The following is a 14,481-nucleotide window of genomic DNA, read 5'->3' on the forward strand; positions in this document are numbered from 1 at the left end:
GATTTTTCAAATAATTCACATCTAACTACATATTTCCTCCTAACACTATCCAGTGATTTTAACATATTTTAGGCGTTTGTATATACTATCTACAAAATAAATGTTATTTAGGGGGAATTCAAATGCCTACAATGTTACAAGAAGAAGTTGAAGAAGCGCGCGAAACATATGTCAGTCGTATCATTTTGGTCGGTGGATCGGCTTTATTTTTAGTAGGCGGTGTTATCTCGGCAATTTCGGCTTTTAAAGCTTATAATCGTTTGGAAAATACGCCGTCTTCTACAGATAACTCATAGGTGAATTATCTAATTTTGAATAACAAATAAAGAGGCTGTCCCAAAAGATGCTTTTTAGCCAAAATCGTATAAAAAGTGAAAGGCAGAAATGTTGATTTTATAACATTTCTGCCTTTTCGATTTCATGTAATCTTACTTCGAAAGAGACTTATGAGACAGCCCCTTTATTTTATCAAAAATTCTATACTAAAGAATCGCAAATAATATGAATTACAATTGAACTTACTTCACCACAAACCGTGTCTGACTACACCCATCCTTCTGCTTCGTTACTTCTAATACAGCTGGCATTGCGTTTTTCAGCTCTTGAACGTGTGAAATGACACCGATAAATCGGCCTGATTTTTGTAAGTCAATTAATGCGTCTACAGCTTTTGTTAATGACTCCTCATCTAATGAACCGAATCCTTCGTCGATAAACATCGTTTCGATGGATATACCACCTTCATATGCTTGAATGACGTCTGCCATTCCGAGCGCTAAGCAAAGCGATGCATTAAATTTCTCGCCGCCAGATAGAGTTTTTACATCGCGTGTTTGGCCTGTGTACGCGTCGTATACATCTAGACCTAATCCACTTTGACGATTTCTCTTTTCAACTCGTTCACTTCGTTTTAAATAAAATTGTCCATTTGATAATTTACGTAATCGTTCGTTTGCAATTTGAACAATTTGTTCTAAATACTCAATTAAGATGTAACGTTCAAATGATATACGGCTTTCGTTATCACCTTTCATTACTTCATATAAGTCAACAAGTTCTTGGAAAGCTTTTTCTTCCTCATGAATTTGCTCATCAATACGTCTAATATTTTCATGTAAATCAGAAATATATGTTACCGCATTTTGCGCACGTTGACGTTTTTCTTTAATGATATCAAGGTTAATTTCTAGATCTTTTATATGTTCACCTAACGCTGTAATATCCATATACTCTTTATCTTTTAATTCACCCTGTAACTCTTCAATTTGTTTTGCAAGTACTTCAAGAGATGAATAATAGCTTTGAATTTCTTTTTGTAACATATCCATCTCGGCATCACTTAATTTCGCTTCTTTATACGTAATTTGATCTGTAAATCCACTCTGTTCAAGCTCTTTCATAAAGCGCGTGAAAGTCTCTTCTTTCTTCGATTTTGCACTTTCAAATTGATTAGAAGCACCTTCCTGTTCTGCTTGAATACGTATATTTTCATTTTGCCAATGTTGATACGCCTCCTGCACTTTCTTCCATTCGTCCTCCATTAATTTGAGCTCATGCATAGCTTGGTCAAACTGGACTTTCCAAGCTTGGACTGTTTGTAAGTTTTCAGGAATGTTTTTCTTATCATGTTCATATGACGTACGAAGCTGCATACAATCCATTTCTATACGGTGCTGTTCTGTTTCTACCTCATGTTTTTGTTTCTGAAGTGCATCTACTTTTTCTTCTATGCTTTTTATTTTCACAGCTGTTTGCTTACGCGTTTCTTCACTTGCTTTTAACGTATTCACTTCAGTTGCTAATTGTTTTCCTTTTTGAACAAGCGCACTATATGTTTCAGCTAATTCTTCTGAGCGATAACCTCGCTTCTTAACCTCTTCTATTACTTGTTCATATTGAAGATGATAGAAATTCCATTTCTCCTCTACTTGCACATGTAATTTTTCAGCAATGTTCTTCTTGTCTCTTAAATCATTTAACTCTTTTTCATTGATGGCATCACTTTGCTCTGAAGCTTTTTTCGGATGGTTCGTGCTGCCACATACTGGACAAGATTCACCATCATGTAGATGAAGAGCTAATATACCAGCTTGTTCACTTAACCAGCGACGTTCCATATTCTCATATGCACGAACTTTCTCTTGCATCTTAATAAATGCAGTTTCTTTTTCTTGCTCGAATTTTTGTTTTTCTTGCCATACGTCATATGCTTGCTTTAAAACTTTTGCATCTTCTCGCATATTCGTTAGTTCTTCTACTTTATCTACATATCGTTCAAGCGCTCGCTCTAATTGCTGTAATTCACCAGACATTAGCTGTTTTTGATTTGTATTCTCTTCTAATTGTCGATCTAAGTTTTGCATACTTTCTTTTAATTTTCCTAGTTGAATTTCTGCATTTTGTAAATTCAACTGTTTCTCAGCTAATGATGCAATAATCGGTTGTAACTCTTCTAATCTTTGAACAAGTTTTTTTGCATTTTCTCTCTCAGGTTCTTTATTCTTTACTGCTTCATATTTCTCCTGAGCAAGTTCAAAATTATTCATTATATTTTCTTTTTTAGCGATAATTTGTTTTAACAAACTTTCAGCTTTCTGCTCATTTTGCATTGCTTCTTCGTACCACTGTTCAAATGGTAATAAGCGCTTCGTTTGTTCCGCACGCTTAAAAGATATTTCTTTCATTTCAATTACTGAACGTTTTTCTTGTAAAGTATTATATTTCTCATTCTTTTGTTGTAAATCTATAAATTTCTCATTTACAGACTTCGCTGCATGAAAACGTGTTTCAGCATCCTTTAATTGCTTCGTTTGAATATCTTGTTCTACTTGTAATTGCTCCACCTCTGCCTTATACGCAGCTGTCTCTTGTTCTAATGCCTCTACTACTTGATGCGTATTTACATGGTCTTGTTCCACTAATGTCTCTAATAATGCTCCATCACGAATTGGTAATTTAAAAACATTACGGAAATATAACTCTCGCTCTTTCTGTTTTTCTTGTAAGACGTCTTTCCATTGTTTTCGTTTTTGGTCAAGTAACTCACGCATTAACTTATAACGATCTGTTTTAAAAATACGACGCAAAATCTCTTCTTTGTTTTCTGTCTCAGATGTTAATAGTTTTCGGAATTCCCCTTGCGGTAACATAACAATTTGGCTAAATTGATGTTTACTTAAACCAATTAAATCTTCTACTTTTTTATTTACATCCGTTACATGGAAACGATCAACAGCCGGAATCTTCTCTTCATCAATTACTTCATATAATTCTACTGCATGTCCCGTAATCGTCTTGTTCCCTTGTTTTTTATGTCCCAGTTGTCGTTTTATTTCATAACGTTTCCCTTTTAACTGAAAGGTTAATTCTACGCTTGTATACACATTATCATCAGCAAATTGACTGCGGAGCATGCTCGTATCACTTCGTTCTTCTCCGCTTGCCTCACCATATAAAACATAACAAATCGCATCAAAAATCGTTGTCTTTCCGGCGCCCGTGTTTCCAGAAATGGCGAAAATACGATGCTCTCCCAAATCGTCAAAATCAATTACTTCTTTCTGTTTATATGGGCCAAATGCCGTCATAATAAGCTGAATCGGTCTCATCCTCGTTCACCTTCCCGTTCTTGCACTGTTTGTAATACTTCTACAAATAGACGTTCTTTCTCTTCTGATAAATCTAAGCCTTTCATTTCTTTATAAAAAGCCTTTAATAATGATAAATCATCCATTTTATGTCTTGAAACAGTTACTTCATTTGACTCAGTGAACTCTCGTCTTTGAATGGCTCTTTCAACATGCATTGCATTTGGATAAACAGAGCGTATTTTTTCCATTGGCTGCAAGACAGGATTTTCATCTAATAATTTTACAAACACGTAATCTTCACTTACTGGATGTTGTAACAATTCATCTATTTTCGCTTCTACTGTTCGCATTTTACGGCGTGGTGTAAGTAACCTTTTTTCAATTGTTACTTCACCTTGCTCGTCCAATTCCACAATATAATATCCTTTTTTATGTTTTTCTTCAGAAATAGAATATGCAAGTGGAGAACCTGAATATCGAATTGTCTCATTACGTACAAAATGCGCTTGATGTAAATGTCCAAGCGCTGTGTAATGAAACTTATCAAAATAATGACTATTCACGTATTCAGCACCACCAATTGAAAGCGGTCGTTCAGCATCACTTGTATTCTCTTCCGCTTCGCCCGCAGAAGTTACAAATGCATGACCAACAAATACATGTCTAGCTTCTTTATCCATCGTTTCAGAAAGCTCATTCATAAAAATACGCATCGCATCATCATGAGAACGTACGTCTTCGTTTTTCAATACATGTCTCACTATGCTTGGATCCGCATAAGGAATGAGATGGAAGTGAACCTCCCCATATTCATCATTTAATATAATTGGCTCATATGGAAATTGAAATTGCCCCACAATAAATAATCCTTGTTTCTTCATTAAACTACTTCCAAAATGAATACGATCTGGACTATCATGGTTTCCTGCGACTGCAATAACTGGTGTTTGTAAATCAATCACTATTTTTTGCAGCACATCATTTAATAAGTCTACTGCTTCCGTAGGTGGAATTGCTCGGTCATATAAATCCCCTGCAATAATTACGGCATCTGGTTTTTCTTCTTCAACAGCTTGTACAAACTGATCTAATACAATCTTTTGATCTTCAGTCATATACACGCCATGAACAAGCTTTCCTAAATGCCAATCGGCTGTATGAAATAACTTCATGGTTTCCTGCTCCTTTTAATTTACTGAATTTAGTGATACAAGTTGATAGTTTATTGTAGTTTTTCCGTTCTCCCATTCTAACTTTTGTATCATTGCACTACCGATTCTTTCTTCATTTGATTTATATAAAGGTAATATTTCTTGAACTGTAAATAAGTGATAACCATCCAATTTTAATTGAAATATGTTTTCTTCTATATGTAATCTTACTTCTTTTTCATTTGAAATAATTTTTGTGTGCATCTCAAATTTCATGATAGATACAACCCCTTTTTCTAATCTCTACACTATTAATAGTATATTGGCTATGCAAGATTGACAAGTAAATACACGGTAAAGTACATACTTTTCTATTGCGATATGTTTTTTTAATTTCACATATAATACGGTATGTGAAATTTTATTCTTTCCAAAAATAAAAATGTCTCATATGACATCTTTATTTTTGGATAAATTCTTTCATTACATAATATAAAACTGTAATGAAAACAATCGCTACAAAAAATGAAAATACTGCAACAATGTACCCATCTTTATTTAATAAAATGCAAAAAGAAATAGATATGATAAAAATCGGAAATACAAGTCGTACTTTTTCCTTCACTTCCTCTGTCGTATCTGTATGATGAAAATATTGCGTTATCCCTATCATTAAAGAAGACAAAATAATCACCGACAATAGTAAAGGTACTGGCATTCCGATTTCTCCTTTCTCTATTTCTAATGAAAAGCAATTTTTCTTTCATTATAATCACTTCAAATACTCTTTTCGAAGTGATTATGTACAATTTACACATATATAATAGCGTGTTTATCATGGTAACTTCAAATAATTACAATTACAGTAATGTTGTAATATTCATTTTCAACCTCCAAAATCCTGCAAATATAACTCGTCAAAATATGCAGTGGATAAATTAACATATACCGCCAACTTTAGACAAAATTTATAAAGGACATTTCAGTACGTATAAAGAATTAAGAATAAGAAGATATGTAAGGGAGGATGAATTATGACTGAACACGTTTTATTTTCTGTTAGCGAAAACGGCGTTGCATCAATTACTTTAAACCGCCCAAAAGCACTTAATTCTTTATCTTATGACATGTTGCAACCAATTGGGCAAAAACTGAAAGAGTGGGAACATGATGAGCGAATTGCGCTTATCGTATTAAAAGGAGCTGGCACAAAAGGTTTTTGTGCAGGTGGCGACATTAAAACTCTTTATGAAGCACGTTCAAATGAAGCTGCATTGCAGCATGCGGAACGTTTCTTTGAAGAAGAGTATGAAATTGATACATATATTTATCAATATAAAAAACCGATTATCGCTTGTTTAGATGGAATTGTAATGGGTGGTGGTGTCGGTCTTACAAATGGTGCGAAATACAGAATTGTAACTGAGCGTACGAAATGGGCAATGCCAGAGATGAATATTGGCTTCTTCCCAGACGTCGGTGCTGCTTATTTCTTAAATAAAGCTCCAGGGTATGCCGGCCGCTATGTCGCTTTAACAGCATCTATTTTAAAAGCTTCTGACGTATTATTTATAAACGCTGCTGATTATTTTATTGCATCTGATTCATTACCAAATTTCCTTACTGAACTAGAAAGTGTAAATTGGTCTAAAGAAGATGATGTACATACTCATTTAAAAGAAGTCATTCGTACATTTGCAACTGCTCCAACATTAGAAAGCGAGCTTGCTCCTTCATTAGAAGAAATTAATTCACATTTTGCATTCGATACAATTGAAGAAATTATTCATTCATTAGAGAAAGATCAAAGTTCCTTTTCTTTAAAAGCGAAAGAAACGTTATTATCAAAATCTCCTATTTCACTAAAAGTAACATTAAAACAGTTTATTGATGGACAAAATAAGTCCGTTGAAGAATGTTTCGCTACTGACCTTGTACTTGCTAAAAACTTCATGAGACATGAAGATTTCTTTGAAGGAGTACGATCTGTTGTCGTTGATAAAGACCAAAATCCAAATTATAAATATAAGCAGTTAAGTGATGTTTCAGAAGAAGATGTAAACCGGTTCTTTAACTTACTTAATGCGTAAAGTGAGAATTTAATAAGTAGGGTTTATCTCCCTCTTATTATTAGTAGAAGCAATCGCCCTTTCATACGGGATTAAATTGAGGCTATATAGTCGTATAATTACACGCCTATATAGCCTTTTTCCTATTTAATAAATTTTAATAAAATTTAATTTTATTAAATCGAATTATGTGCTACACTATTTTTAATTAAATATTCTAAAAATAAAAGAAGGAGGAGCGACTATGATTGAAAATTATTTTCTTTTCATCATTATGTCTATTTGTCTTATTATTTTACCTGGTCCTGATACTGCAATGGCTACGAAAAACACATTAGTTGCTGGTAAGGTAGGCGGGGTGAAAACAGTGTTCGGTACATGTGTTGCACTATTGATTCATACTTTAGCAGCAGTAATCGGACTTTCCGCACTTATTGTAAAGTCAGCTCTTTTATTTTCTATTTTCAAGTACGTTGGAGCTCTATATTTAATTTATATTGGTATTAAAGCCCTTTTAGCAGTAAGAAATAAAGAAGGCGTCAATACGAACGATATATCTTTGAATAACGCAAACGAGAATACTTCTTGCTTTCGCCAAGGGTTTCTTACAAATTTATTAAACCCTAAAATCGCAGTCTTCTTTTTAACATTTTTACCGCAATTTTTAAATCCAAATCATAATACGTTTATCCAACTTCTTATAATGGGCCTTACTTACCTAGTTTTAACAGTTATTTGGTTCGCTTTTTATATATTTTTAATTGATAAAATTAGTGCTTTTATGAAAAAACCGAAGACACAACGTTATATTCAAGGGTTAACGGGAATTGTCTTAATTGGTTTTGGTATTAAACTCGCTTTTGAAAAAAGCAATTAACAAGAAGAAAACCACCACTATTCATAGTGGTGGTTTTCTTTTAACAACTGATTTGGCTGTCTACTTTATATTAAAACCAGCGCTCAGTTACAACTTTTTTACGTGTATAGAATTGAACGCCATCTGTACCATTTGTACCTAAATCACCAAAGAATGAAGCTTTATTTCCTGCGAATGCGAAGAATGCCATTGGTGCTGGAACGTTTACGTTTACACCGATCATGCCCGCATCGATGTTATCACGGAACGTTTGTGCATGTTTACCGCTTGATGTATAAATAACCGCACCATTTGCAAATTTAGATTGATTTGTTAGTTTAATACCTTCTTCTAAATCTTTAACACGTACAATGCTTAATACTGGAGCAAAAATCTCATCTTGCCAAATTTTCATTTCTTGATTTACACCGTCAAAGATTGTCGCACCTACAAAGTAACCTTCTCCAACTTCTTCCTTAATTTTACGGCCATCTACTAATAAAGTAGCTCCATCTGCTACACCGCTGTTAATATAGCCCAATACGCGTTCTTTATGAGACTCACGAATTAATGGTCCAACATAATTATCTTCGTGGAAACCGTCACCTACTTTTAACTTCTTCGTCTCTGCTACTAGTACGTCGATGAACTCATCTGCAATTTCATCAACTACTGCTACTACTGAACATGCCATGCAGCGCTCTCCACTACTTGCAAATGCAGATCCAATTACACCTTGTACCGTTTTCTCAAGATTGCAATCTGGCATAACAATCGCATGGTTTTTCGCACCAGCTAACGCTTGTACACGTTTCCCATGTTTCGTACCTGTTTCATATACGTAACGAGCTACCGGCTCAGAACCAACGAACGAAACAGCTTGAATATCTTTATTTTCTAAAATGCTATTTACAACATCTTTTCCGCCTTGTACTAAATTTAATACGCCTTTTGGAAAACCAGCTTCATAGAATAACTCTACAAGTCGCTCTGCTAAAAGTGGTGTTCTTTCAGATGTTTTTAATACGAATGTATTACCACAAGCAATTGCAAGCGGGAACATCCATAATGGAATCATCATCGGGAAGTTAAACGGCGTAATTCCAGCAACAACTCCAATTGGGTAGCGCCAAATTGATCCATCAATGCCGCTTGCAATATTCGGAAGTGCTTGTCCCATCATTAAATTTGGAGTAGATGTTGCAAGTTCTACTGCTTCAATACCACGTTGTACTTCACCAGTTGCATCCGTTAATGTTTTACCATTTTCTAGCGTAATGATTTTTGCAAGTTCTTCTTTGTTTTCTTGTAAAAGCTGTAAATATTTATACAATTGTCTTGAACGATTCGGAACTGGTACTTTAGACCATGTTTCGTATGCTGCTTTTGCCGCTTCAACAGCTTTTTCAACATCTTCTTTCGGAGATAGCGGAACGTAAGCGATAATTTTTCCAGTCGCCGGATTTGGAACTGCTTCTACTTCTGTACCAGTAGATTCTACCCACTCACCATTAATATGATTTTTTACTCGTTTAATTTCAGTTGTAATCATTATATTCTCTCCTTTTTTATGATGTTTATAAGTCTATTATTTTTGATTAGAAATTAATTGTTCACTAACTTTCTTATATAAAGCAGCCATATCGTTTTCACCATACCCAGCTTCACTTGCTTCTTCATATACGTTTAATAGCATTTCGCTTACTGGTAAGTGAAGCTCACTTTCTTTCGCTAAATCTACTGCAAACCCTAAATCTTTCTTTAATAAATTTACAGTAAAACCTGGCTCGTAGTTTTCTGATGCAATAAAACTTTTATAATTGCGCTCATAAATTCTACTTTGACCATAGCTTACATTTAAAATATCAAACATTTTATCTAAATCCATATTGTTCTTTTTCGCTAATGTTAAAGCTTCACTCACACCAGCTGTATAAAAACCAATTAATAGGTTATTAATTAATTTAACTGTTGTCCCACTATCAATTTGCTCACTAACATGGAAAATGTTCGCACCTAATACACCCATGATAGATTCCGTCTTTTCATATACCTTTTTTGATCCACCAACCATAAATGTTAATGTACGGTTTTCAGCTCCAATTACCCCACCACTAACAGGTGCTGCTAAAAAGTCTACTTTCTTTTCCTTTGCAGCTTCCTCTAACTGTTTGTTTAACTGTGGAGATACAGTACTTGTATCAATTAAAACTACATTCGAGTGACTATTTTCAAATAATCCTTCTTCGCCAAAATATACCGCTTCAACAGCGCGAGATGAAGGTAAACTTGTAAAAATTACATCGCATGTTTCTGCTAGTTTTGAAATTGATAAGCCGATAATTCCGCCTTCTTTTTCAAAAGAAGCTTCAGCATTTTTATTTAAATCCACACCATATACTGTGTAACTTGATTTAACTAAATTTTTAGACATCGGAAGACCCATGTTACCTAAACCGATAAAACCAATCTTTTTCATATCGCTTTCCTCCTATTTACACAATATACTTTCCGCGATTTATAATAGCTTTCGCAATTTCTCTCTTTTTTGTAAATACGTTCGTGTATAAAGGCACTAATAATTGACGAATTTCAGTTAAAATCACGTGTCTATCTTGTTCTTCTGTAATAGCCGCGGAAAGTATAGAAATCGCTGATTCTTCTACTTTGCGATAGCCTTCTTCACAAATAACGTCAGTTATCATTTGTTTCGTACGCTCTTTTTCTGCACCATTTTTACTAATTGCTTTACTCGTACGTAAAAATGCTGATTCCATGACGTACACGTCCGTTAACATATTTGATAATACACGTGAATATTCTTGCTCTTGATCAATTTTTAAACCTGGAGTTTTAGAGAGCGTTTTCAAAGATTGTTTCAACAATTTTTTCGCTAATAAAATGTAACGATGGTTTCTTTCGACATTTTCTACATCAATCTCTATTTCAGTATCTTCAATTTGTTCCATTTGCTTCATTAACATTTTGGCAACTGTTAATCTATTAATTTCGTTCGTCCCTTCAAAAATACGACTAATTCTAGCATCACGGTATAATCGTTCTACTTCATACTCTTGCATATAACCGTAACCACCATGAATTTGTACAGCTTCATCTACGATATGACCAAGTGTTTCAGAAGCATTTACTTTATTCAGTGCACATTCAATTGCAAATTGAGACATTTTCTTCATAAGATCTTCATCGCTCTCATGAATTGCTTCATCAATTACACCTGCTGTACGATACGCTGCACTTTCTGCTCCATATGTAGCAATGATCATATTTGCAATTTTCTCTTGAATCATCGTAAAGTCTACTAATTCCGTTTGGAACTGTTTACGTTCTTTTCCGTATTGAACGGACAATCCAATTGCTTGCTTTGCTGTTCCAATATTTCCAAAGGCAAGTTTTAATCTAGCAAAGTTAAGAATATTAAGAGCTACATGATGCCCTTTCCCAACTTCCCCTAAAACATTTTCTGCAGGGATGACAACATCTTCTAAAATAAGCGTCGCTGTTGAAGAACCTTTAATCCCCATTTTCTTTTCTTCTAGCCCAATAGATACACCTTCACATGTTCTTTCGACAATAAACGCTGTCATTCCTTTATTTGTCTTCGCAAAAACAACGTATACATCTGCCATATGAGCATTTGTAATCCACTGCTTCTCACCATTTAACTTCCAAGCAGTACCATCTTCATTTAATACTGCACTCGTTTTTGCACTTAAAGCATCAGAACCAGCATTTGGTTCAGTTAAAGCATAAGCCCCAATCCATTCTCCTGATGCAATTTTCGGCAAATATTTTTCTTTTTGTTCTTTCGTTCCGTAATATATGTAAGGCAATGTACCTACACCTGCGTGTATATTAAATGAAACGCTAAATGCACCAGCGTATCCCATTTTTTCTGCTACAAGCCCTGAAACTGCCTTTCCTAATTCAAATCCGCCATATTCTTCTGGAACCTCGATACTTAATAATCCAAGTTCTCCAGCTTTCTCAAACAATTGACGAGAAACTTTATAGTTATGTTGTTCAATATTCTCCATTTGTGGAACAATTTCTTGTTTAACGAATTGTTCAGTCGTTTTTGCGATTAAATCTTCGTCTCCTGAAAAATCTTCTGGCGTAAAGAAAGCATGATTCACATCTTTATTAAGTGAAAAAAATTCATCCCACGGTAACTTCGTTTTCTCCATCTGAATCCCCCTATCATTTCGGCCTTACTTGCTACTACATATGCTCGTCTACGATGAGTGGAATATCTTATTTTTGAAAACAGAAGGCGATGAATTTTCACATCAAGCAGTTTGTCTTGCCAAAGATGTCTTCTCATCGCCTTAGTTGTTTTATCTATTGATCCTCTGATAATACTGTTTTTGCAATTCCAGTATCTAGTTCTTCAAAGTCATGATATGAAATTGTTTCATATAACTCACTTCTCGTTTGCATATTAGAAAGTGCATCTTTTTGAGAACCTGTTTCCTTAATTAAAGTAAACACATTCTCATACGCTTTCGCTGCAACACGAAGTGAAGTTACAGGATAAATAACCATTTGGAAGCCCATATTCGCAAATTCTTCTGCACTATAATACGGTGTTTTTCCGAATTCAGTCATATTCGCTAATAAAGGTGCATTTACCTTGCTATTAAATAGACGGAATTCCTCTTCTGATTGTAGCGCTTCTGGGAAAATTGCGTCTGCACCTGCTTTTACATATGCATTCGCTCTTTCAATTGCTTCATCTAATCCTTCTACACCACGAGCATCTGTGCGCGCTACAATATATAAGCTCGGTGCAACTTCTTTAATCGCTTTAATCTTTTGAACTAATTCTTCTGTCGTAACGAGTTTCTTACCATTTAAATGGCCACATTTCTTTGGTAATTGCTGATCTTCAATTTGGACAGCTGCTACTTTCGCTTCCACCATTTCTACAGCAGTTCTCGCTACATTTAATACACCACCAAACCCTGTATCAATGTCAACAAGAACAGGTAAATCTGTAGCTCTTACTAAATCTCTTGCTCTCTCTGCTACTTCAGTAGACGTTACGATTCCTAAATCCGGTAGCCCTTTACTTGCAGTATAAGCAGCTCCCGATAAATAAAGAGCTGAAAAACCTGTATTTTTCGCAACAAGAGCTGCCATTGCATCATGAGCACCTGGAATCTGTAAGATTTCATTTGCTTCTACTAAAGCTCGGAAGCGATTCGCAAGCTCTTCTTGTGTTGACTGTTTATCCACAACCCAAGCCATTCTAGATTCCCCCTATTATTAAATTAAGAATAGATCTACAAATTCATTTACATTCATATTTTCTAGTTTCTCTTCATTTAAACAAGCTTCATGAATTTGTTCTTGTTGCTTACTAGAATAATGACCTGCCATATTTGCAGTGAATTTTTGAACAACTTTTGGAATTGCTTCGTCTCTACGGAAACGGTGACCAAGTGGATATTCACATTCCACATTTTCTGTTACAGTTCCATCTTTGAAATGAACTTGAACAGCGTTGGCGATTGAGCGCTTGTTCGGGTCAAGGTAATCTAAACTGTACTGTTTATTTTCAACAACAACCATCTTATTACGTAATTCATCTACACGTGGATCATTTGCTACTGCATCCTCATAATCATCCGCAACGATATCCCCTTTTAATAAACCAATTGCCGTAATGTATTGTAAGCAATGATCACGATCCGCTGGGTTATTTAATGGACCTTCTTTATCAATAATACGAATTGCTGATTCGTGCGTTGTAATTGTAATACGGTCAATTTCATCTAATTTTCCTTTAATTTCTGGATGTAATTTCACAGCACATTCTGCAGCTGTTTGTGCATGGAATTCTGCTGGATATGAAACTTTAAATAATACATTTTCCATTACATAAGAATCTAATGGTCTTGCTAATTTTAATTCTTGTTTATTGAATAATACATCTTGGAATCCCCAGCCCGGTGCAGATAATGCTGTAGGGTAACCCATTTCACCTTTTAGAGCAGTCATTGCAAGATGAACACCGCGGCTCGTTGCATCACCTGCTGCCCATGATTTACGTGATCCCGTATTTGGAGCATGACGATATGTACGAAGACTAGAATTATCAATCCATGCATGTGATAATGCATTAAAGATTTCTTCACGTGTTCCGCCAAGCATTTTTGCAACTACTGCAGTTGTTGCTACTTTTACATATAATACGTGGTCAAGGCCAACGCGGTTTAAGCTATTTTCTAAAGCAAGTACACCTTGAATTTCATGAGCTTTAATCATCATTTCTAATACTTCACGTACTTTTAACGGTTCTTTTCCTTCTGAAATACGAACACGGCTAATATAATCTGCCACAGCTAAAATTCCGCCTAAGTTATCAGATGGGTGTCCCCACTCTGCTGCAAGCCAAGTATCGTTATAGTCTAACCAACGGATCATACAGCCGATATTAAATGCACCTTTCACTGGATCAAGTACATATGACGTACCTGGTACACGTGTACCATTTGGCACGATTGTTCCTGGTACAACTGGTCCTAATAATTTCGTACATTCTGGATATTGTAACGCTAAAATTCCGCATCCAAGTGTATCAAGTAATACGTAACGAGCAGTACTGAATGCTTCTGCACTTGTTACCTCTTTATTTAATACATAATCCGTAATCTCTTCTAATAATGCATCTTTTTGTTTAATTTCATTTGTTTTAATCATGCTATCCTTCCCTTTCTGTCGAAAATTCGTTATTATTAATGATGGGTGTCGGTCAAACACCCATCTGGCGGGCGGTACTAACAACTCCCCAG

Annotated in this window: 12 protein-coding genes; 3 read left to right on the top strand and 9 right to left on the bottom strand. The window is 35.1% G+C overall.

Features of this window, described 5'->3' with window-relative positions; genetic code table 11:
• The first annotated feature begins 122 nt into the window (after positions 1 to 122).
• Positions 123 to 296, top strand: coding sequence for a hypothetical protein (locus QCI47_RS16000; protein ID WP_001142747.1), 174 nt, complete (start codon positions 123 to 125; stop codon positions 294 to 296).
• A gap of 222 nt (positions 297 to 518) precedes the next feature.
• On the opposite strand, the gene QCI47_RS16005 is transcribed toward QCI47_RS16000, so the two are convergent.
• The 4 genes from QCI47_RS16005 to QCI47_RS16020 all read right to left on the bottom strand — a co-directional run bounded on the left by QCI47_RS16005 (position 519) and on the right by QCI47_RS16020 (position 5,459).
• Positions 519 to 3,608 carry an SbcC/MukB-like Walker B domain-containing protein gene (locus QCI47_RS16005; protein ID WP_001247430.1) on the bottom strand — a complete coding sequence of 1,030 codons (3,090 nt, stop codon included), beginning with the start codon at positions 3,606 to 3,608 and terminating at the stop codon, positions 519 to 521.
• Positions 3,605 to 4,762 (bottom strand): exonuclease SbcCD subunit D, encoded by a 1,158-nt coding sequence (locus QCI47_RS16010; protein WP_000765138.1) that lies wholly within the window; start codon positions 4,760 to 4,762, stop codon positions 3,605 to 3,607. Before QCI47_RS16010 ends, QCI47_RS16005 begins: the two co-directional genes overlap by 4 nt.
• A gap of 15 nt (positions 4,763 to 4,777) precedes the next feature.
• Positions 4,778 to 5,017 carry a DUF2584 domain-containing protein gene (locus QCI47_RS16015; RefSeq protein ID WP_000667348.1) on the bottom strand — a complete coding sequence of 80 codons (240 nt, stop codon included), beginning with the start codon at positions 5,015 to 5,017 and terminating at the stop codon, positions 4,778 to 4,780.
• 184 nt (positions 5,018 to 5,201) lie between these two features.
• Positions 5,202 to 5,459 (bottom strand): hypothetical protein, encoded by a 258-nt coding sequence (locus tag QCI47_RS16020; RefSeq protein WP_074543904.1) that lies wholly within the window; start codon positions 5,457 to 5,459, stop codon positions 5,202 to 5,204.
• 316 nt (positions 5,460 to 5,775) lie between these two features.
• Here QCI47_RS16020 and QCI47_RS16025 point away from each other — a divergent pair, with 316 nt between their 5' ends.
• Positions 5,776 to 6,831, top strand: coding sequence for an enoyl-CoA hydratase/isomerase family protein (locus QCI47_RS16025; RefSeq protein WP_000134902.1), 1,056 nt, complete (start codon positions 5,776 to 5,778; stop codon positions 6,829 to 6,831).
• Between the two features lie 223 nt (positions 6,832 to 7,054).
• Positions 7,055 to 7,687: a LysE family translocator gene (locus tag QCI47_RS16030; RefSeq protein ID WP_000572339.1), complete on the top strand. Its 633-nt coding sequence runs from the start codon at positions 7,055 to 7,057 to the stop codon at positions 7,685 to 7,687.
• Between the two features lie 70 nt (positions 7,688 to 7,757).
• Here QCI47_RS16030 and QCI47_RS16035 read toward each other — a convergent pair whose 3' ends face one another.
• From QCI47_RS16035 to prpD, 5 genes are all read right to left on the bottom strand, one after another.
• Positions 7,758 to 9,218 (bottom strand): CoA-acylating methylmalonate-semialdehyde dehydrogenase, encoded by a 1,461-nt coding sequence (locus QCI47_RS16035; RefSeq protein WP_000633358.1) that lies wholly within the window; start codon positions 9,216 to 9,218, stop codon positions 7,758 to 7,760.
• Between the two features lie 36 nt (positions 9,219 to 9,254).
• Positions 9,255 to 10,145 carry an NAD(P)-dependent oxidoreductase gene (locus QCI47_RS16040; protein ID WP_353811857.1) on the bottom strand — a complete coding sequence of 297 codons (891 nt, stop codon included), beginning with the start codon at positions 10,143 to 10,145 and terminating at the stop codon, positions 9,255 to 9,257.
• A gap of 16 nt (positions 10,146 to 10,161) precedes the next feature.
• Positions 10,162 to 11,871 carry an acyl-CoA dehydrogenase family protein gene (locus tag QCI47_RS16045; RefSeq protein ID WP_000416019.1) on the bottom strand — a complete coding sequence of 570 codons (1,710 nt, stop codon included), beginning with the start codon at positions 11,869 to 11,871 and terminating at the stop codon, positions 10,162 to 10,164.
• A 154-nt stretch (positions 11,872 to 12,025) separates the two neighbouring features.
• On the bottom strand, positions 12,026 to 12,934 hold the full coding sequence (gene prpB, locus QCI47_RS16050) for a methylisocitrate lyase (protein ID WP_000312630.1): 909 nt from the start codon (positions 12,932 to 12,934) through the stop codon (positions 12,026 to 12,028).
• Between the two features lie 18 nt (positions 12,935 to 12,952).
• On the bottom strand, positions 12,953 to 14,389 hold the full coding sequence (prpD, locus tag QCI47_RS16055; RefSeq protein ID WP_000598131.1) for a 2-methylcitrate dehydratase: 1,437 nt from the start codon (positions 14,387 to 14,389) through the stop codon (positions 12,953 to 12,955).
• Between the last annotated feature and the right edge of the window lie 92 nt (positions 14,390 to 14,481).

It is taken from the genome of Bacillus cereus group sp. RP29 (assembly GCF_040459765.1).
Lineage (GTDB): Bacteria > Bacillota > Bacilli > Bacillales > Bacillaceae_G > Bacillus_A > Bacillus_A paranthracis.